This window comes from Streptomyces sp. S186 (assembly GCF_051603415.1).
Lineage (GTDB): Bacteria > Actinomycetota > Actinomycetes > Streptomycetales > Streptomycetaceae > Streptomyces.
In genome coordinates, this window is sequence record NZ_CP193932.1 from 3,446,848 (window position 1) to 3,465,278 (window position 18,431).

An 18,431-nucleotide genomic window follows, 5' to 3' on the forward strand; every position below is an offset into this window, starting at 1 on the left:
TGTCACCCCGGGCCGGGCACCGGACTCAGTCGAACCAGCGCGCCCGGGCCAGCTCGTCGCGCCGCTCCGGGTCCTCCAGCAGCGCCGCGACCTCGAAGCGGCGGGGCCACTGGCCGGCCGCCCAGGCCAGGCCGGCCGCCACGCCCTCCAGCGTCGCGGCGTGCAGGGTGCCGTCCGGCGTCCACCGCCAGTCCAGTTCGACGCCGCCCTCGGGGCCGTCCACCAGCAGTTCCTCGTGCTCGACGTACGTCTCGGGGGTGTCCGGGCCGAGCAGGGCGCGGACCGCCTCCGGGACGTCGTGGACCGTGCCGTCGGAGCGGACCTCCGCGGCGACCGCCTCGCTCAGCCGCCGCACCTGGAACAGCTCGGCCAGCTCCGCGGCGCGGGCCGGCCGCACCGGCAGCAGCGGCCGGCCGCCAGCCAGCGGCATCAGGTCCGGGGCGTCCGCGACCAGCGCGTCCGCCGCGTCCACCACCCGCGGTGCACCGTCCACAATCGCCCGCAGCTCGTCGGGCAGCGTCACCCGGTCCGGGTCGAGATCGGTCAACAGGCCGTAGAGCGCGTGGAGTTGGGAGATCCCGACGCGGCGGTCCGGATCGGCGAGGCGGGCCAGCAGCTCGGCCGCACCGCCCGGCTCGTCCAGCAGCGCGTCCACCGAGGTGCGGACGCCGAGGGCGCGCAGCACCTGGGCGTCGACCCGGCCCGCGTCCGCCGCCTCGTACAGCCCGGCCAGCAGCGGGTCGCCGCCCGCGGCGCGCAGCCCGGCCGGACGGCGCCCGTCCAGCACCGGGTGGCCGCGCAGCCACCACGCGGTGTACGGCCGCACCGACTCGGTGGTGCCGTCCGGCAGCAGCACCCGCACCGGCGCGGTCAGGGCGTCCCGCAGCGGCGGCCGGGAGAGCATCTCCAGCACCCGCGGCCAGGCGCCGTCGGCGACCAGGTCGAGGTCGCGGACGGCGACGAGTTCGGTGACGACCGGCGGCACCGGGCTCTCCGGCAGCGCGTCGAGGAGGTCCTCGCACCACACGTCGACGGCGTCCAGCAGCCCGGCGTCGTCCGGCTCGGGGAAGACGCCGTCCCGCGGCTCCAGTTCGTCCGGGTCGAGCACCACGTCGGTGGCCCGGACCAGCGCGAAGGTGGCCAGCACCCCGACTGCGGTGAGCGGCTGCTCCCCCCACCGCTCCGCCAGATCCGCATCACAGGCGGCGAGTTCCCCCTCTCGGATCACCCGCTCGAAGTCGCTGCCGGGGAAGACCAGTTCGCCCGCCGGCGCCAGTTCGCCGTCCTCGTCGGGCAGCGCCAGAGCGGCCAGCCAGGGCTCGTCGCCGGGCGCCAGATCGGCGTCGCGGACCAGCCCGAGAACCGCCTCGGCCAGCTCCTCCGCACCCAGCGGCACCCCGGCGCCCGGCGCCAGCTCGTCCTCGAAGACGTCGTAGGCGTCCTCGTCGGCGTCCAGCGAGTGGGCGACCGCCGCCCGTACCTGAGGGGTCGTCAGTACGGCGCGGGGGGCGGCGGGGGTGGCACCCAGCTTCTCCAGGAGCGGGTGCACCGCGTCCGGGTGGGCGACCTTGAGGCCGAGCCGGGTCAGGGTGCGGTGCCGCTCGGCGGCCTCGGAGCCGGCGTCCGCGCCGCCGCCGGGCAGCGGCAGCAGCACCTGGCGCGGCCCGATGGCGGTCCGCCCGCCGTCGGCCAGCGGCACCGGGAGGCCGCTGAGCCGGTCCGGGTCGGTGCCGGCCAGCGCGTCGTAGAGCCGCCGCCACCACTCCGGCGCGCGCTCCACGCCCGCCAGCCGGTCGATCATCTCGGTGAGCGGCACCCGCGCCACGCCCAACGCCCGCAGCTCCGCACGCCGTTCGAGACCGGCCGGCAGCAGACTGGGGAACAGCTCGGCCAGTACGCCGACGGCCGCCGCGCCGGCGCCCTCCAGCAACTCGGCGTCCACCGGCCGCAGGACGTACCGCTCGCGGTCCTCGCCCCCGTCCTCGTCCCACGCCTCGGCCTCCGCCGCCCGGCCGCCGTCCGCACCGCCGTCGGCGGCCGCGCCGCGCGCCGCGCTCGGCAGGAAGCGCACCCGCGGCAGCAACTCCAGTACCTGGCGCCGGAGTTCGCCGTCCAGCCAGCCCTTGCCCAGCGGTCCCGGGACGAGGTCCAGGGTGCCGGCCGCCACCGGCTGCCAGGCGCCGAGCAGCCCCGCGTACGCGGCGGCCGCCCGGCCCACCAGGAAGTCCGCGAGCGGGCCGGGCGCGACATGGCGCCGGGTCGGCTCCAGCGGGAACGAGGCGATCAGCAGCGCGGGCAGCCCCAGCGGTTCGTCGGTCGGGGTCGGCGCGTGCAGCACCGGTACGGTGCCCGGCCGCGCCGGCGCCCCGGCCTCGTCCACCGGCACCGCCCAGGTCACCGACCACGACGGCCGCAGCTTCTCCTCGACCGGGCGGTCCGCCAGCAGCGCCCGGTCCAGCGGGCCGCCGTCGGTCACCACCCGCCACCGGGTGGCCCCCCGCTCACTGTCCTCGATCAGGACATACTCGCCGTCCTGGCGACGCGTCAGGACCCGTCGGCCCTCCGGCGTCTCCACCACGACCTCGGCCAGCCCCGGCAGGGTCAGCAGCAGCGCCGCGTCGATCCCGGCCAGCAGCCGCTCGGCGAGATCCTGCGCGGCGCCGTCGCGCAGCGGCAGCATCACCGCGGTGTCGTAGCCGTCGGGCGCGGTGCCCTCCGCGGGCAACGGCAGCCGCAGCAGCGGGACGTGGCCCTCGCGGCGGCGCAGCTCACCGCCCAGGCCGGGGCTGTGCGCGGCGACCGCCTCGGTCAGCTCCCGGGCCTCGGCCAGCGACCAGCGGACGCCGCCGGTGCGGCCCACCAGCGCCGGTTCGTCGCTGACCGCCAGCACCGCGGCGAACCCGACGCCGAACCGGCCGACCGCGCCGGCCGCGACGCTCGGTTCCCGTTTGGCGGAGGCGCGGAGGGTCGACAGCGACTCCACGCCGGTGGCGTCCACCGGGGCACCGGTGTTGGAGGCGACGAGCACCGCGGGCGCACCGCCGTCGGCGGCGTGCAGGGTCAGCCGCAGCCGGCCGGGGACGCCGGCGCGGGCCGCCGCGTCCGCCGCGTTCTGCGCCAGTTCCACGGCGAGCCGGTCGCGGTAGCCGCCGAGCGCGAGGTCCTCCTCGGCATTGGCGTCCTCCCGGAACCGGGCCGGCGACGCGGCCCAGGCGTCGAGCACACCGCGCCGCAACCGGGCCGTACCGAATGGGTCGGCGCCCTCGTCCGCGCCCCGCACCCACGGCATTCCTGCCACGTTTCTCGTCTCCCTCGTCAGAGATGTCTGTCCCGACGGTACCCCCCACGTCGTCGGCTGCCCCGCCGTGCGTGGTTCCGCCTACGGCGGAGGGGTTGGTGGGGCGGGGGCGCCCTGTGTGTGGTGGGTGCCGGGTGCGGGGCCTCCGGGGTGGGTGTTCGGACTGCTTCGCTTTACGTCCGAACACCCACCCCTCCGGCCCCACACCCTCCCGCCGGAGACGCGGCTCCCCGCCCCTTGGGGGAAAAGGGGAGGTCAGGGGTGCTCACGCTCAACCCGCGCTTCTGGCTGGAGGGCCACCACGACGGGGCCACTTCCCCTCCCCCACCGGGCGGGACCGAACCGTCTACGGGAGGGGTGGGGCTGTGGGGTGGGCCGGAGGGGGTGGGTTGTCGGACGTAAAGCGAAGCAGTCCGACAACCCACCCCCGGAGGACCGCCCCACAGCCCCACCCCGGCACCCACCACATACAGGAGCGGCTCCCGCCCAACACACCCCCTCCGCCGAAGGCGGAAAACAGGCACGGCGGGAAAGCCGACAACGTGGGGCGCGGCGCCCAGCGGCCAGCGTCTAGCTGTGACCGAGCTCCTCGGCCGGCCCGCCGTCCTCGACGGACCCCCCATCCGCCGCGGGGCGGATCGAGACCGCCTCGACCACGGTCTCGTCCAGCACCGGCTCAGCCGGCCGAGGAGGCTTCGGCATCACGGCGGCCTCCGAGTGGGCCCCACAGCCGTACGAGAGCGAGACGACGCGGCCGTCGGCCGGTGAGAACTCGTTGGCGCAGACGCCGAACGCCTGCCGCAGGGAGCCGGCGATCGGCGTCAGGAAGCCGCAGCTCACGCAGGTGGCGGGGGCCGCCTGTGCCATCGGGGTCTTGGGGCCGAAGGACTCTTCCCAGCGGTCGGCTGCGGCGTGCAGGCCGTAGCGGGACAGGACCCGGGCGCGGGCCATGCCCAGTTCCTCGGCGACCGCGGCGAGGCCGCCGCGGGCGGGCGCCGGCTGGACCGCGGGCGAGCCGGGGACGACGACCGCCTCCTCGGTGTCGGCGACGTCGGCGGCCATGCCCTCGGCCACCGGGGAGTTCGGCGGCGGGACGTCCTCGCCGCTGAAACCGGGCTCCAGCCGCAGGTCGTCGGCCTCGGTGGGCAGCAGGTCGCCGGGGCCCATGTCGCCGGGGCGCAGCCGCTCGCTCCAGGGCACCCACTCGGGGGCCAGCAGCGCGTCGGGGCCGGGCAGCAGGACCGACTCGTCGAGGGTGACGACCTTGCCGCGGGAGGCGCGGGCGACGGTGACGGCCCAGCGCCAGCCGCGGTAGCCCGGTTCCTTGCAGGCGAAGAGATGGGTGACGACGCGGTCCGCCTCGGCGACGGCATCGATGTGCTCGCCGACCATGCCGGGCGTGGCGACCTCTTCGGCCGCCGCGCGGGCGAGGTCAACGGCCTCGGCGCACAGGCGGTCGGGGGTACGGCTTCGCATCGCAGCACTCACAAGAATCGATTCTCTCTTCCACGCCGTCTCACGAGCGCGCCAGCCGGGGCTGTCCTGGTCCTGTCCGGACGACCGGCGGGGACCGGGGCGGGCGGAGCGGACCTGGGGACCGCGTCGACGTCCGCGCCCGGCTGGTTCGTTCGGTCGAGCGCACCTCTTACGTCCTATTCTGCGCGATCGCAGGGAAATGAGGTACGCGGCCGAAACAGACCGCCGGTGGCGCTCTGGACACGCTACCCCTTCAACGCTGCACGACCCCTCGGCGGGAGCAGCAAATCTCTCCGACCGCGGCCGGGCGGATGTGCCGCGGTGCCCGCCGGGCGGCCGATGCGCCCCGCCCGGACCAGGGGAGAAAACGCCCTCTTCGGGGCGAGTTGGGGCAGTATGACCGGGTGGGTGGCGTCAGGGCGTCGAGAAAGTCGGAGGCCCGCCGGGCGGGCCGGGCGGCCGGGCGCGCGCTGCGGCGGCCACTGACCGGCGCCGCCCGGGGGCTGCGGCGCGCCACCCACGCGCAGGGCGCGGGCGAATCGGGACTGGCACAGCTGATCGAGCTGCACGCGGTGAACTCCGCGGGCGACATGATGATCACGATCGCGCTGGCCTCGACGGTGTTCTTCTCGGTGCCCACGCACGAGGCGCGGGGCCGGGTGGCGCTGTATCTGGCCGTCACCATGGCGCCGTTCGCGCTGCTGGCGCCGGTGGTGGGGCCGCTGCTGGACCGGCTGCCGCACGGCCGCCGGGCGGCGATGGCGGGCTCGATGCTGGCCCGCGCGCTGCTGGCGCTGACGATGTCGGGGGCGGTGGCCGGCGGTGGGCTGGAGCTGTATCCGGCCGCGCTCGGCGTCCTGGTGTCGTCGAAGGCGTACGGGGTGGTGCGCAGCGCGGTGGTGCCGCGGCTGCTGCCGCCGCGGATCTCGCTGGTGAAGGCCAATTCCCGGGTGACGCTGGCGGGGCTGCTGGCGACCGGGGCGGCGGCACCGGTGGGCGCCGGGCTGCATCTGATCGGGCCGGCCTGGCCGCTGTACGGGGCGTGCGCGGTGTTCGGGGCCGGGACGTTCCTGTCGTTCTCGCTGCCGCACGCGGTGGATTCGGGCAAGGGCGAGGCCCGGGCCCGGCTGGCGTCCCGGGACGGCACGGTGCACGGCGCGGCGCCCGGGCGGCGGCCTGGGCTGCGGACGGTGGGCCCGTCCGTGCTGCACGGCCTCCAGGCCAACGCCGCGCTGCGCTCACTCTCCGGCTTCCTCACCTTCTTCCTGGCGTTCCTGCTGCGCGAGCACCCGCTGGGCGGGCTGGGGGCGGCGGTGTCGCTGGGGCTGGTCGCGGTGGCGGCCGGGTCCGGGAACGCGCTGGGCACGGCGGTCGGCGCCTGGCTGAAGGCGCGCGGCCCGGAGCAGATCGTCGCGGCGGTGCTGGGGCTGGCGCTGGGCGCCACGGTGCTGGCGGCGCTGTTCTACGAGGTGCTGGCGATCGTGGTGGTGACCGCGGCGGCGGCCACCGCCGGGCTGTGCCAGGCGCTGGGGAAGCTGTCGCTGGACGCGATGATCCAGCGGGACGTGCCGGAGGCGGTGCGGACCTCGGCGTTCGCCCGCTCCGAGACGGTGCTCCAGCTGGCGTGGGTGGTGGGCGGGGCGCTCGGGATCGCGCTGCCGCTGATCGGCACGCTGGGCATGGCGGTGGCCGCCGGCCTGGTGGCGGTGGGCGTCGCGCTGGCCGTGCGGGGGCTGCTCGGCGCGGCCCGGCGGGGCGGCCGGCCGGCGCCGCGGGTGGTGTGACGCGCCCTCGGTGCGGCCTCCGGGGCGGCGCGATGCGGCGGGCCCGCGAGCGGCGCGCCGCACCCGGGCGTGGCGTGCGCCGGAGGGCCCGATAGCCTGCCCCGTATGACCGCTGCGTTGATCTCCCGGGGCAAGGGCCGCCGCGCCGCCGCTGCCCTCGGTGCCGTGACCCTGGGCCTGCTCACCCTCTCCGCCTGCCAGCAGCCGACCTCGCTGGCGACCGTGACCGTCGGCTCGGACACGGTGACGGCGGAGGTGACCCCCGGATGTGACGGCAACGGCAAGTCCCTCGACAAGAAGACCGTCCAGGAGTGCATCTCCAAGAAGGGCGGCAAGACGATCACCGTGCGCCCGGGCGAGCGGATCCGCGTGGGCGTCGACCCGAAGGTGGCCAAGGCCGGCTGGTTCGCCGTCGGCGGCGGCCCGGTGATGACCGCCCCGAGCACCGACACGTACCGCACCTTCAGCGCGGACGAGCTGTTCAAGGCGGTGAACCCGGCGACCGGGCAGGGCGAGTCGCTGCGCGAGGTCACCTTGATGGTCGCCGAGGCCGGCGGCACCGAGGGCGCGGGCCCGACGGCCCTGTGGCACTTCAACCTCAAGCTGAAGGACTGAGCGCGCTGAGCGCGGCGGCCCGGGACCGGCGGCGCGCGGTGGGCGGCGTCTGATGCGGACGCTGGTCGTCACCGCGGTGGCCGCCGAGCGCGACGCGGTGTGCGCAGCCGCCGGCGGCCACACCGTCCGGCCGCTGCCCGGCGGCTGCGCGCTGCACCGCGCGCCCGCCGGGTCGCCGGCCCCGGACGTGCTGGCCGCCGGCGTCGGCCCGGCCGCCGCGGCCGCCGGCACCGCCACCGCGCTCACCGCCGCCGCCCTGGCCGGCACCCGCTACGACCTGGTCGTCTCGGCCGGCATCGGCGGCGGCTTCGCACCGTCCGCGCCACTGGGCTCGGTGGTCGTCGCGGACGCGATCGTCGCCGCCGACCTGGGTGCCGAGACCCCCGACGGCTTCGTCCCGGTCGCCGAACTCGGCTTCGGGACCACGGCGCACCTTCCCGACCCGGCGCTGGTCGCGGCCGTCGCGCGGGCCACCGGCGGGGCGGCCGGGCCGGTCGTCACGGTCTCCACGGTGACCGGCAGCGCGGACCGCGCCGCCGAACTGGCGCGGCGTCACCCCGGCGTGCTGGCCGAGGCGATGGAGGGGTTCGGCGTCGCCGAGGCGGCCGCCGCGCACGGCTTGCCCGTCCTGGAGATCCGCACGATCTCCAACGCGGTGGGCCCCCGGGACCGCGCCGCCTGGCGGATCGGCCCCGCCCTCGCCGCGCTGACCGGCGCCTTCCGCACGTTCCCCGGAGCCCTGGCGGACCTGCCCCCGGCGACGACGCTCCCCGGGGCTCCCACCACACCGCCCGACACCCACCGGAGGACCCCGTGACCCGGCCGCTGTCCATCGCCTACTCCCCGTGCCCGAACGACACCTTCGTCTTCGACGCCCTGGTGCACGGCCGGGTCCCGGACGCCCCGGAGCTGGCCGTCACCCTCGCCGACATCGACGTCACCAACGGCCTGGCCGAGCGCGGCGAACTGGACGTGCTGAAGGTGTCGTACGCGGTGCTGCCCTGGGTGCTGGAGGAGTACACGCTGCTGCCCTGCGGCGGGGCGCTGGGGCGCGGCTGCGGCCCGCTGGTGCTGACCCGCGAGCCGGGCGAGGCGGCGGACCTGGCGGGCAGGACGGTCGCGGTGCCCAGCGAGCGGTCCACCGCGTACCTGCTGTTCCGGCTGTGGGTGGCGGACAAGGTGCCGGGCGGCGTCGGCGAGGTCGTGGTGCTGCCGTTCCACGAGATCATGCCGGCCGTGCGGGACGGCAAGGTCGACGCGGGCCTGGTCATCCACGAGGCCCGTTTCACGTACCAGGAGTACGGGCTGCACTGCCTGGGAGACATGGGCGAGCACTGGGAGCTGACCACCGGGCTGCCGATCCCGCTGGGGGCGATCATCGCCAAGCGGTCGCTGGGCGAGCCGGTGCTGCGCCGCCTGGCCGAGTCGATCCGCACCTCCGTCCGGATGGCCTGGGACGACCCGGAAGCCTCCCGCCCGTACGTCCTGGAGCACGCCCAGGAGATGGACCCGAAGGTGACCGACCAGCACATCGGGCTGTACGTCACGGAGTTCACCGCCGACCTCGGCGAGGACGGCTACGCCGCGGTGCGCGGGCTGCTCACCCGCGCCGCGGCCGAGGGGCTGGTGCCGCCCCTCGGCCGCGATGCGCTGGCGTTCCTCTGACGGATCCGGTGCGCCCGCCCGCGGCTCCCGGGGAGCGCGGGCGGGGCCGGCTCAGACGTCGAGCTGGTCGGCGACCGCCCGCAGCATGCCGGCGATCTTGGCGCCGTGCGCCTTGTCGGGGTAGCGGCCGCGCTCCAGCTGCTGGGTGACGTTCTCCAGCAGGGTGGTGAGGTCCTGGACGATCGAGGCGAGCTCGTCGGGCTTGCGGCGCTGGGCCGCGGCGACCGAGGGGGCCGGATCGAGGAGGATGACGCTCAGTGCCTGGTCACCGCGCTGGCCCGCGACGACACCGAACTCGACGCGCTGGCCGGGCTTGAGCGCGTCCACGTCGTCGGGCAGTACCGACGAATGTACGAAGACGTCACCGCCGTCGTCGCGGGAGAGAAAGCCGAAGCCCTTCTCGCTGTTGAACCACTTGACCTTGCCGGTAGGCACGTCTGTCCTCGTCCTCGTACTCGTCGGGAAATGCTGGCTGGTCGGCCGCGGGCACGGTGGGAGCCGCGGCACTCGGAGAAAAAAATTGGTCTGGATAAGAGTGCAGCGGGCCACCGAGCCCGCCACTCCCAAGGCTAATGGTCCGGGGGCCGGTGACAAGACGTCGCCGGGGGGATCCTCTGCGCTTCCGGCCCCGACTTACCCTGGTCAGGTGTCTGATGAAACGCCCCAGGCCGGGGATCTGCTGGTCCGAATCGGCGCGATCGTGTTCCTAGTTGGCGCACTGGCCACTCTCGTCACGGTGCTACCGCTGTTCCTCGGGACGAAGCCGCTGCCGTGGGAGTTCTACTGGGTGTCCATGCTGATGGGCGCCGGTTTCCTGATCGCGGGCGCCGGAGTGCTGCGTTCCGTGGCCGCCCAGCGCCGTCAGGCGGAGGCTGCCGCACCGTCCCCGTCGGGGCCGCCCGGAACGTAACGATCCGGGTCCGCCGCGTAACGATCCGGGTTCGATGCGTAATGATCCAGCCACGCCGGGAAGGCCGTCAGGTCGTCGAGCACCACGTCGGCGCCGGCGGCCCGCAGCTCGTCGGCGCCGCACGGGCCGGTGGCGACCGCGACGGACAGCGCCCCCGCGGTCCGGGCGCCGCGCACATCGCCGGTGTGGTCGCCGACGTAGATCCGCGCGCCGTGCTCGCGCAGCGCCACGGCCTTGGCCTCCGCCCACAGCGAGCCGATGACCGCGTCCGCGGCGAGGCCCAGGTGGGACAGGTGCAGCTTGGCGTTGGGCTCGAACTTGGCGGTGACGACGACCGCGCGACCCCCGGCCGCGTGCACCGCCTCGATCGCCTCCCGGGCACCCGGCATCGCCAGGCTCCCGGCCACCGCGTGCGTGGGGTACAGCTCGCGGTAGAGGTCGCCGGCCTCCGCCACCCGCTCCGCGGGGAACCACCGGCGGATCTCCTCCTCCAGCGGCGGCCCGAGCCGGGTCACCGCGGCGTCGGCGTCGATGTACGTCCCGGTGCGGGCGGCGAGCGCCTCGTAGGCGGTCTTGATGCCGGGACGGGAGTCGATCAGCGTCATGTCGAGGTCGAAGCCGACGGTCAGGGGGTGCGCAGCCATGCCTGCCATTGTGCCCGCGGTCCTGCGGGCGGCGACGACCAGGACGACCGAGCTGCCGGTGGGCGTGCTGACCGCCGCGGTCGGCGCCCCATATCCGATCCGGCTGCTCATCAGGGGCCACCGGAAGATCGCCCAGTCGCTCGGCCTGCTGCCGCAGACCCCGGTCGCACCGGAGGCGATCACCGTCGCCGACCTGGTGGCCCGCGGCCGCCGGCCGCACCAGCGCCGGTGGCGGTCCCCAACTCCCCGCACCGGGTCGTGGCGCGTCCCTCTCACCCCACCGTCCGCCGCATCCGCCACAGCAGGAACAGTGCTGAGGCGACCGCCGCCACCCGCACCACGCCGGGGAGGCCGGCGAGCAGTTCCGTGCCGAGGTGGCCGGGCGGGATCGGGGCGCCCCAGCGGCCGTCGTTGCGGCCCCAGACCCAGACCAGCAGGCCGCCCACGACGATGCCGGGCACGCCCAGCGCCGCGAACTTGGCCTCGGTGCGGCTGAGCCGGCGCGAGACGTAGGCCAGCCCCCAGCCGCCGGCCAGCGCCATCCAGGAGCCGACCACCGCACCGGCCACCAGCAGCAGCACGGCCAGCGTCGGCGCCGGGCTGAGCCACGCCCGCAGCGGCACCGCCGCCGGGGCGTCCGCGGCCTCCTCCGCGCCTGCCCCGTCAAGCGCGGGCGCGGCCTCGGCCGCCTCCTCGGGCCGCCGGCCGAGCGTCCGCCGCACCAGGGCCGGCAGCCCCCGCCGCCCCTTGCCCGACGGCGCCGCCCCCGCCCCGGCCTTCCCGGCTTCCCCGGTCTTGTCGGCGTCGTCAGTCTTGTCGGCGTCCTCGGCGTCCTTCTCCGGGCGGTGCCAGACCTCGGGGATCTCGATGCCGCCGACGAAGCCGGGCACCTCGTCCTCCGCGCCCGTGGGCCCGGCCTGGACCCGCCACCAGTCCGGCGGTTCCTCCCCGTCCCCCAGTTCGTCGGCACCGGCCAGATGGGGCGGCGCGGCGGCGGGCGAGGTATCCGGGACGGGCGGGCGGCCGCGCTTCTTGAGGAGCCCCGGCCGGCGGCCGTCCTCCTCCGCCGCGTCCCGGTCGCGCGGCGTCGGCACCTTCCCGATCAGCCCGCCGAACGTCTCCCGCGCACCGGACCACTGCGCCGGCCGGGCCGGCTCCACGGGCGCGGCCACCGGCCGGGCCGGCCCCGCCGCCGGCCCGCCGCCGACTCCCTCCGCCTCGGCCGCGGCCTTCACCACCGCCTCCGGTGTCCCCAGCCGGGCCAGCATCCGCTTCACCCCGGCCACCGAATCGGCCTTCTGGTCCGCCTTGCGCGCGTCGATCTCGGCCCGCAGCGAGGCCACCAGCCGCATCCGGGCGCCGGACGGCAGCCCGCGCTGCTGTGCCAGGTCGCCCACCCGGCTCAGATAGTCAAAGACGAGCTGCTCGCTCTCGATCCCCACGAAATCCCCTGCGGCGTGCGCTGGTTGCTGCCCCGACGGTACCGCGCGAGTCCGCCGCGCCACCGCGGCCGCCCGCGACGGGGCGCGCGGACACCCGGCCGGACTCCCCCGGACCGCGGTCACCTCCTCCCGCCGCCTGCGCCGCCCGGCTAACGTAGGACGAATGACCACCGCTACCCCCCGCACCCTCGCCGAGGAGCTCAGGACCCGTTCCGACCGCGGGCTCGCCGGCCTGCTGCGGGCCCGGCCCGACCTGCTCAACCCGGTGCCGGGCGACCTGACGCAGCTGGCCACCCGGGCCGGCACCCGCGCGTCGGTGGTCCGCGCGGTGGAGCGGCTGGACACCTTCGCCCTGCAGACCGCCGAGGCGCTGGCGATCGCCCCCGACCCCTGCCCGTACGGGACGCTGGCAGGGCTGATGACCGGGGACGCCGGGGACGAGACGGTCGCCGCCGCGCTGCCCGGGGCGGTCGCCGTGCTGCGCGCCCAGGCGCTGGTGTGGGGCCCGGACGACCGGCTGCGCCTGGTGCGCACCGCCCGGGAACTCCTCACCCCGAGCGCCGCCCGCCCCTCCCCGACCGGTCTGGGCCCGACCGTCGCCGAGGCCACCGCCGGGATGTCGCCGGGCCGGCTCCAGGAGATCCTGACCGCGGCCGGGCTGCCCGCCACCCATGACCCGGTGTCCGCGGTCGCCGCCCTGACCGCGCTGTTCGCCGACCGCGCCCGGATGGCCGCGCTGCTGGAGACCGCGCCCGCCGAGGCCGCCGCCGTCCTGGACAAGCTGGTGTGGGGCCCGCCGTACGGGGCGGTCACCGACCGTCCGGCCGCGCATCTGCGCTGGCTGCTGGACCGCGGGCTGCTGCTCCCGGCGGGCGCCCGCAACGTCGTACTGCCCCGGGAGGCCGCGCTGCACCTGCGCGCCGGCCGCGCGCACCGCGCCCCCGAGCCGGCACCGCCCGCTCTGACCCCGGCCACCACCCGCGATCCACAGCTTGTGGACAACGCCGCCGCGGGCCAAGCGTTCACCGCGCTGGCCACCGTCGAGGAGCTGCTCAAGGACTGGGACCTCGGCGGCCCGCCCGTTCTGCGCGCCGGCGGCCTCAGCGTCCGCGACCTCAAGCGGACCGCGGTCGCCCTGGACACCACCGAACCGCTCGCCGCCTTCTGGCTCGAACTCGCCTACGCCGCCGGGCTGATCGCCTCCGACGGCGAGGCCGACGAGCGCTACGCCGCCACCCCGGCCGCCGAGGACTGGCTGCAACTCCCCGACCACGAGCGCTGGGCGGCCCTGGTCGCCGCCTGGCTGCCCGCCACCCGCACCCCCGGCGTGGTCGGCACCGCCGACGCCAAGGGCCGCGCGCTGGCCGCCCTCGGCCCGCACCTGGACCGCTCCCCGGCCCCCGAGGTCCGCCACCGCGTCCTGACCCTGCTCGCCACGCTGCCGCCCGGCACCTCCGTCCCGCAGCCGGCCCTGCTCGCCCGGCTGCGCTGGGAACGCCCCCTGCGGGCCGCCGCCCCGGCCGCCGCCCAGCCCCCGGCGTCCCCCTCCCCGGCAGCACCCGACACCCCGGACGCCCCCACGGCGGCCGACGACCTCCGCTCCCGGCTCGCCCAATGGGCCCTCACCGAGGCCGAGTTGCTGGGCGTCACCGGCCGCGCCGCCCTCGCCACCCACGGCCGCACCCTCATCGCCGCGGACGCGAACGCCACCACAGCGAGCACGGGCGCCACGGCAAGCACGGACACCGCCCCGGAAGGCCCCGGCCCCGGCCCCACTCCCCTCACCCCGGCCGAGGCCACCGCCTCCGCCGCCCGCGCCGCCGCCCTGCTCGCCCCCCTCCTCCCCGAACCCCTCGACCACGTCCTGCTCCAGGCCGACCTGACCGCCGTAGCGCCCGGCCCGCTGCGCCGCCCGCTCGCCGAGGCCCTCGACGTGCTGGCCGACGTCGAGTCCAAGGGCGGCGCCACGGTCTACCGCTTCACCCCCGCCTCGGTGCGCCGCGCCCTGGACGCCGGCCGCTCCGCCGCCGAACTCCAGGAATTCCTCACCACCCACTCCCGCACCCCCGTGCCCCAGCCCCTCGCGTACCTCATCGACGATGTGGCCCGTAAACACGGCCAGTTGCGCATCGGCGCGGCCACCGCCTACGTCCGCTGCGACGACGACGCGCTGCTCTCCGAGATCCTCGCCGACCGCCGCGCCGCCGCCCTGCGGCTGCGCCGGCTGGCCCCGACGGTGCTCGCCGCCCAGTCCTCCCCCGACCAACTCCTCGACGGGCTGCGGGCGATGGGCTACGCCCCGGCCGCCGAGTCCGCCGCCGGCGACGTCCTGGTGACCCGCGCCGACTCCTACCGCACCCCGCCCCGCACGGCCCCCGCCCCGGTGCCGGACGGCCCGCCGCCGCCCGACCGCACCCTGCTGGAGGCGGCCGTCCGCGCCATCCGCGCCGGCGACCTCGCCGCCACCGCCGAACGCAAACCGGCCACCGCGCCGACCACCGCCCCGGCCCCGGGCGCGCTGCCCCGCACCACCTCCGCCGAGACCCTGGCCACCATGCAGGCCGCCGTCCTCACCAGCTCCCCCGTCTGGATCGGCTACGTCAACGCGGACGGCGCCGCCAGCCAGCGGGTCATCGCCCCCGTACGCGTCGAGGGCGGCTATGTCACCGCCTACGACCACACCTCCGACGAGGTCCGCACCTACCCCCTGCACCGCATCACCGGCGTCTCGGAACTGGCCGACGACGCGGTCTGACCGGCGCTCCGACGCGATGCGGCACACTGGACGTTTGACACGTCCGGCCGTCACGGCGGCCCACGGCCCGACGGTTCGACACCGGAAAGCGAAAGGCGAGGCCCGTGAACGGACCCCTCATCGTCCAGAGCGACAAGACGCTGCTGCTGGAGGTGGACCACGAGCTGGCGGACGCCTGTCGGCGGGCCATCGCGCCGTTCGCGGAGCTGGAGCGGGCGCCGGAGCACATCCACACCTACCGGGTGACGCCGCTCGGGCTGTGGAACGCGCGGGCCGCCGGCCATGACGCCGAGCAGGTCGTGGACGCGCTGGTGCAGTACTCGCGGTATCCGGTGCCGCACGCCCTGCTCGTCGACGTCGCCGAGACCATGTCGCGCTACGGGCGGCTGACGCTCACCAAGCACCCCGCGCACGGCCTGGTGCTGTCCACCACCGACCGCCCCGTGCTGGAGGAGATCCTCCGCTCGAAGAAGGTGCAGCCGCTGGTCGGCGCGCGGATCGACCCGGACAGCGTCGTGGTGCACCCCTCCGAGCGCGGGCAGATCAAGCAGACGCTGCTGAAGCTGGGCTGGCCGGCCGAGGACCTGGCCGGCTATGTGGACGGCGAGGCGCATCCGATCGAGCTGGCGGAGGACGGCTGGGCGCTGCGCCCGTATCAGTCGCAGGCCGTGGAGGGCTTCTGGCACGGCGGCTCGGGCGTTGTGGTGCTGCCCTGCGGCGCCGGCAAGACGCTGGTCGGCGCGGGCGCCATGGCGCGGGCCAAGGCCACCACCCTGATCCTCGTCACCAACACCGTCTCGGCCCGGCAGTGGAAGCACGAGCTGGTGAAGCGGACGTCGCTGACCGAGAGCGAGATCGGCGAGTACAGCGGGACGAAGAAGGAGATCCGGCCGGTCACCATCGCCACGTACCAGGTGCTGACGACGAAGCGGAAGGGCGTCTACCCGCACCTGGAGCTGTTCGACTCCCGGGACTGGGGCCTGATCGTCTACGACGAGGTGCATCTGCTGCCCGCGCCGGTGTTCAAGTTCACCGCCGATCTGCAGGCCCGGCGGCGGCTGGGGCTGACGGCGACGCTGGTGCGCGAGGACGGGCGGGAGTCGGACGTCTTCTCGCTGATCGGGCCCAAGCGGTTCGACGCCCCGTGGAAGGAGATCGAGGCGCAGGGGTACATCGCGCCGGCGGACTGCGTCGAGGTGCGGGTGGACCTCACCGACTCGGAGCGGCTGGCGTACGCCACGGCCGAGGCGGAGGAGAAGTACCGCTTCTGCGCGACCACGGACAGCAAGCAGCGGGTGACCGAGGCGCTGGTGCGCCGGCACGCGGGCGAGCAGACGCTGGTCATCGGCCAGTACATCGACCAGCTGGACGAGTTGGGCGAGCATCTGGACGCGCCGGTGATCAAGGGCGAGACGAGCAACGCACAGCGCGAGAAGCTCTTCGACGCCTTCCGGGAGGGCGAGATCTCGGTGCTGGTGGTGTCCAAGGTCGCGAACTTCTCCATCGACCTGCCGGAGGCCACGGTCGCGATCCAGGTGTCCGGCACCTTCGGCTCGCGCCAGGAGGAGGCCCAGCGGCTGGGCCGGGTCCTGCGTCCCAAGGCGGACGGGCATGAGGCCCGCTTCTACTCGGTCGTCGCCCGCGACACCATCGACCAGGACTTCGCCGCGCACCGCCAGCGCTTCCTGGCCGAACAGGGCTACGCCTACCGGATCGTGGACGCCCGCGACCTGCTGACGGTGGACGGGGACGGCAACGACGGCGTCAGCGACGGCGACGGCGTCAGCGACGGCGACGGCGTCGCGGCTGGGGAGGACGATCCCGCGCCGGCGTGATCCGGGGCGGAGCCGGGGCGATGTGCTCCCGGGCGTGATCCCGGGCGGCGTGATCCTCGGTGCGGACTGCGGTGGTCGTCAGCCCGTGGTGGCCCGGGCGGGCCGCCGGCGGGCGTCGTCGCGGGGCGAGGGGACGTGGGCGGCCGGATGGCCGCCAGGGGCTCCCGGACGGTCGGGGGTCCGGAGCGTCCACCAGGCCAGCGCGGCCAGCAGGGCGAGGCCGAGCACCGGGTAGGGGGCCGCGAGCGGCTGCTGCCACCAGGCGAAGTGCAGGGCCAGGGTGCCCCTGTGGTAGAGGGCCCACATCGAGCGGGCGGTGAAGGCAACCGTGACGGCGGCCACCAGCGCCCAGCGCCAGGCGTCCCGCCGGGCGTGCGCGATCAGCGCCGCCAGCAGGGGTATGCACCAGACCCAGTGGTGCGACCAGCTGATCGGCGAGACCAGCAGCGCGGTGACGGCGGTGGCCAGCACGCCCCAGAGGTCCAGGCCGCGGCGGACGAAGACCCGGCGGGCGATCCACAGCCCGGCCGCGCCGGTGACCGCGGCCGCACCCAGCCACCACAGCCCCGGCTCGGTGGTGTGCAGGAGCCGGGCGAGCAGGCCCTGGAGCGACTGGTTGTCGACGATCCACACCTTGCCGACCCGCTGCGTCTCGAACATCCGCCGCGTCCAGAAATCCACCGTGGCCCCGGGCAGCACCAGCGCGCCGAGCAGCACCGACACCACGAATCCGGCGAGGGCGCTGAACGCGGCCTTCACCCGCCCGGTGATCAGCAGATACACCGCGAAGATCGCCGGGGTCAGCTTGATGCCCGCGGCGAGGCCGGTGGCGAAGCCCTTGAGGCGGGCGCCGTCCGGACGCCCGAGGTCCCACAGGACCAGACAGGCCAGGGCGAGGTTGATCTGCCCGAAGACCACGGTCTGGAAGACCGGTTCGAGCCAGAGGCCGAGCGCGGTGGTGGCGAGGAGGAGCGGGGCGGAGTACGCGGCCCGGCGCAGACCGGCGGCCTTGCAGGAGAGGTGGATCAGGAGCGCCAGGAGGGCCGCGTTGACCAGCACGCAGGTGATCTTGAGGGTGGTGAGCGAGATCCAGGTGGTGGGGACGAACAGCAGGGCGGCGAACGGCGGATACGTCGCCGGGAGCGCCCACTTGGTGACCGTGAAGCCGTAGAGATCACCGCCGGTCGCGGCGGCCTGGCCCTCGGCGCGGTACACCTCTATGTCGGACATCGGGAGCTGCACGGCCAGCGAGAGCGCGTAGAGCCCGGCGAAGGACAGCCCGAGCAGGGCCACGCCTATCGCCAGCCGGCCGGGGCCGGCGATGCCCTGCGCCCAGGTGCGTCTCTCTGTCCACGTCCCCTCGGCGGCAGACACCGTGTGACCCCTCCTCGTCGCCCTGAGCGCGCTCCTTGCGGCGACGCTAGTAGATCGAGACCGCCCGTCCGTAACGCTTTCCGGTCAACCGGATGTCCATGCGTAATCGGCCGCCATCAGCCGTCATTGGCTGTCATTGGCCGTCATCGGTCCATCGGTCGCCATCAGCTATCAAGCGCACGAAAGGGACGTATCCCGCCCGACCGTACAGGGCAGGCGATCCCGCCGCGGCTCCGGTGTCGAGCGGTGGTGCGTCCCGACCGGCTCGACCGACCCGACCGGCTCGCGTCCGCTCATCCCTCGGCATACTCGCCCATCACCACCACGCTGAACGCGGCGGCGGCGAAGACCTTCACCGCGCGGCAGGCAACGCCCAGCGGGCGGCGGTGCTCGCGGGCGTCGTCCGCCTGGCCGGCGGTGGGCGCTCTGTCGAGGGCCGCGGCGGCCTTGGCCTGGCGGCGGGGGACGGCGTGGACGGGGACCGAGGACATCGTTGCGCTGCTCATGCCTTCAATCATCGATTTCGGGCGGGCCGCGCACATCGCCCCACGGTTCCATCTCCCGGCGCCCCGGCATCAACCTCCAGGCCCACACCGACCCCTACGGGAGACCTACGGAACTCCGGGGCCGCCC

14 protein-coding genes and 1 pseudogene are annotated in these 18,431 nt (G+C 75.6%); 8 read left to right on the forward strand and 7 right to left on the reverse strand.

Translation table 11 applies throughout. From position 1 onward, the window contains the following. Positions 1-25 precede the first annotated feature (25 nt). Together ACRAS8_RS14410 and ACRAS8_RS14415 are read right to left on the reverse strand one after the other, a co-directional pair. A complete protein-coding gene (locus ACRAS8_RS14410; RefSeq protein WP_438490484.1) occupies positions 26-3,289 on the reverse strand; it encodes a sacsin N-terminal ATP-binding-like domain-containing protein in 3,264 nt (1,087 codons plus the stop codon). Positions 3,290-3,868: 579 nt separating this feature from the next. Beyond that, on the reverse strand, positions 3,869-4,774 hold the full coding sequence (locus ACRAS8_RS14415; RefSeq protein WP_438486458.1) for a DUF3027 domain-containing protein: 906 nt from the start codon (positions 4,772-4,774) through the stop codon (positions 3,869-3,871). Between the two features lie 386 nt (positions 4,775-5,160). On the opposite strand from ACRAS8_RS14415, the gene ACRAS8_RS14420 reads away from it, so the two are divergent. The 4 genes from ACRAS8_RS14420 (at position 5,161) to ACRAS8_RS14435 (ending at position 8,838) form a co-directional block, all read left to right on the forward strand. Further along, entirely contained in the window at positions 5,161-6,558 is a 1,398-nt protein-coding gene (locus ACRAS8_RS14420) for an MFS transporter (protein ID WP_438486459.1), read from the forward strand. Between the two features lie 105 nt (positions 6,559-6,663). After that, positions 6,664-7,173 (forward strand): hypothetical protein, encoded by a 510-nt coding sequence (locus ACRAS8_RS14425; protein ID WP_438486460.1) that lies wholly within the window; start codon positions 6,664-6,666, stop codon positions 7,171-7,173. A gap of 52 nt (positions 7,174-7,225) precedes the next feature. Continuing rightward, positions 7,226-7,990, forward strand: coding sequence for a futalosine hydrolase (locus ACRAS8_RS14430; RefSeq protein WP_438486461.1), 765 nt, complete (start codon positions 7,226-7,228; stop codon positions 7,988-7,990). Beyond that, a complete protein-coding gene (locus ACRAS8_RS14435) occupies positions 7,987-8,838 on the forward strand; it encodes a 1,4-dihydroxy-6-naphthoate synthase (RefSeq protein ID WP_438486462.1) in 852 nt (283 codons plus the stop codon). Before ACRAS8_RS14430 ends, ACRAS8_RS14435 begins: the two co-directional genes overlap by 4 nt. 51 nt (positions 8,839-8,889) lie before the next feature. On the opposite strand, the gene ACRAS8_RS14440 is transcribed toward ACRAS8_RS14435, so the two are convergent. Next, positions 8,890-9,273: a cold-shock protein gene (locus ACRAS8_RS14440; protein WP_018540341.1), complete on the reverse strand. Its 384-nt coding sequence runs from the start codon at positions 9,271-9,273 to the stop codon at positions 8,890-8,892. 211 nt (positions 9,274-9,484) lie between these two features. Between ACRAS8_RS14440 and ACRAS8_RS14445 the strand changes: the two genes are divergently transcribed. Continuing rightward, positions 9,485-9,748 carry a hypothetical protein gene (locus tag ACRAS8_RS14445; RefSeq protein ID WP_438486463.1) on the forward strand — a complete coding sequence of 88 codons (264 nt, stop codon included), beginning with the start codon at positions 9,485-9,487 and terminating at the stop codon, positions 9,746-9,748. Here ACRAS8_RS14445 and ACRAS8_RS14450 read toward each other — a convergent pair. Then, entirely contained in the window at positions 9,700-10,392 is a 693-nt protein-coding gene (locus ACRAS8_RS14450; protein WP_438486464.1) for an HAD family hydrolase, read from the reverse strand. The two genes, ACRAS8_RS14445 and ACRAS8_RS14450, sit on opposite strands and share 49 nt — an antisense overlap. 121 nt (positions 10,393-10,513) lie before the next feature. Here ACRAS8_RS14450 and ACRAS8_RS14455 point away from each other — a divergent pair. Then, positions 10,514-10,627: pseudogene (locus ACRAS8_RS14455) on the forward strand (cobalamin/Fe(3+)-siderophore ABC transporter ATP-binding protein); the annotation flags it as partial. A 37-nt stretch (positions 10,628-10,664) separates the two neighbouring features. Here the strand turns inward: ACRAS8_RS14455 and ACRAS8_RS14460 are convergent. Beyond that, positions 10,665-11,834 carry a hypothetical protein gene (locus ACRAS8_RS14460; protein ID WP_438486465.1) on the reverse strand — a complete coding sequence of 390 codons (1,170 nt, stop codon included), beginning with the start codon at positions 11,832-11,834 and terminating at the stop codon, positions 10,665-10,667. Between the two features lie 163 nt (positions 11,835-11,997). Here ACRAS8_RS14460 and ACRAS8_RS14465 point away from each other — a divergent pair, with 163 nt between their 5' ends. Beyond that, positions 11,998-14,589, forward strand: a complete 2,592-nt coding sequence (locus ACRAS8_RS14465) for a helicase-associated domain-containing protein (protein WP_438486466.1) — start codon at positions 11,998-12,000, stop codon at positions 14,587-14,589. Between the two features lie 104 nt (positions 14,590-14,693). Further along, entirely contained in the window at positions 14,694-16,424 is a 1,731-nt protein-coding gene (locus ACRAS8_RS14470; RefSeq protein ID WP_438486467.1) for a DNA repair helicase XPB, read from the forward strand. Positions 16,425-16,502: 78 nt separating this feature from the next. Here ACRAS8_RS14470 and ACRAS8_RS14475 read toward each other — a convergent pair whose 3' ends face one another. Further along, positions 16,503-17,798, reverse strand: coding sequence for a glycosyltransferase 87 family protein (locus ACRAS8_RS14475; RefSeq protein WP_438486468.1), 1,296 nt, complete (start codon positions 17,796-17,798; stop codon positions 16,503-16,505). A 293-nt stretch (positions 17,799-18,091) separates the two neighbouring features. Further along, positions 18,092-18,304 (reverse strand): hypothetical protein, encoded by a 213-nt coding sequence (locus tag ACRAS8_RS14480; protein WP_438486469.1) that lies wholly within the window; start codon positions 18,302-18,304, stop codon positions 18,092-18,094. Positions 18,305-18,431 lie beyond the last annotated feature (127 nt).

Coding starts and splice junctions, on each gene's coding strand:
- ACRAS8_RS14425 (WP_438486460.1), top strand. CDS start 6,664: ATGACCGCTGCGTTGATCTCCCGGGGCAAGGGCCGCCGCGCCGCCGCT.
- ACRAS8_RS14430 (WP_438486461.1), top strand. CDS start 7,226: ATGCGGACGCTGGTCGTCACCGCGGTGGCCGCCGAGCGCGACGCGGTG.
- ACRAS8_RS14415 (WP_438486458.1), bottom strand. CDS start 4,774: ATGCGAAGCCGTACCCCCGACCGCCTGTGCGCCGAGGCCGTTGACCTC.
- ACRAS8_RS14410 (WP_438490484.1), bottom strand. CDS start 3,289: ATGCCGTGGGTGCGGGGCGCGGACGAGGGCGCCGACCCATTCGGTACG.
- ACRAS8_RS14480 (WP_438486469.1), bottom strand. CDS start 18,304: ATGAGCAGCGCAACGATGTCCTCGGTCCCCGTCCACGCCGTCCCCCGC.
- ACRAS8_RS14465 (WP_438486466.1), top strand. CDS start 11,998: ATGACCACCGCTACCCCCCGCACCCTCGCCGAGGAGCTCAGGACCCGT.
- ACRAS8_RS14450 (WP_438486464.1), bottom strand. CDS start 10,392: ATGGCTGCGCACCCCCTGACCGTCGGCTTCGACCTCGACATGACGCTG.